The organism is Cognatundibacterium luofuense, assembly GCF_018139685.1.
GTDB lineage: Bacteria > Pseudomonadota > Gammaproteobacteria > Burkholderiales > Burkholderiaceae_D > Undibacterium > Undibacterium luofuense.
Genome location: NZ_JAGSPN010000082.1, coordinates 1 through 557, shown reverse-complemented (window position 1 = coordinate 557; position 557 = coordinate 1). Strand labels below are relative to the sequence as shown.

Sequence of the window (557 nt, the reverse complement as noted above, 5' to 3'; positions counted from 1 at the left end):
GCCACCGTCGGCATTAAATATGCGATAGCGAAAATCGACATCTGGTGTTACGCTGGCTTCGACCACCAGAATTTGGTCCGCACCAATGCCAAAGCGACGATCGCCGATATGCCGGCATAGCTCTGTGCTCAGCTGGATGTTTTGGTTGATGGCATCGATGACGACAAAGTCGTTGCCTGCACCATGCATTTTCGTGAATTTGAGTTTCATGCGTCCATTATATCGCGTGAAACTGCGCTCAACGGTAAGCGCTAAAGCATTTCAGTCTGACAGACTGGGGAGGACGATGCGGCAAGAGAAGTGGATGTGCAAATAAAACAACGTAAAATTGTTGAAAATTGTGACTTTATGCATACTTTGGCTGTAGAATCAGCGCCTGTCATTTTTAAATGATTGTATTATTAATAATTATTAGGATAAAAAATGTTGAAAAAATTGAGTATTGCAGCTGCTATCGCAGTTCTGTCTATCTCTGCTCAGGCTCAGACAGCAAATCCAATCTATGTTGGTGCTGATATTGGCTCCACTAAAGTTGACGGTTTGACAGATAACAAAAC

The 557-nt window shown here is 43.3% G+C and carries 1 pseudogene; it reads right to left on the bottom strand.

What is annotated here, in order from left to right:
* Nucleotides 1-210 (bottom strand): annotated as a pseudogene (locus KDM89_RS19425) (diaminopimelate epimerase); the annotation flags it as partial.
* Nucleotides 211-557: the final 347 nt, after the last annotated feature.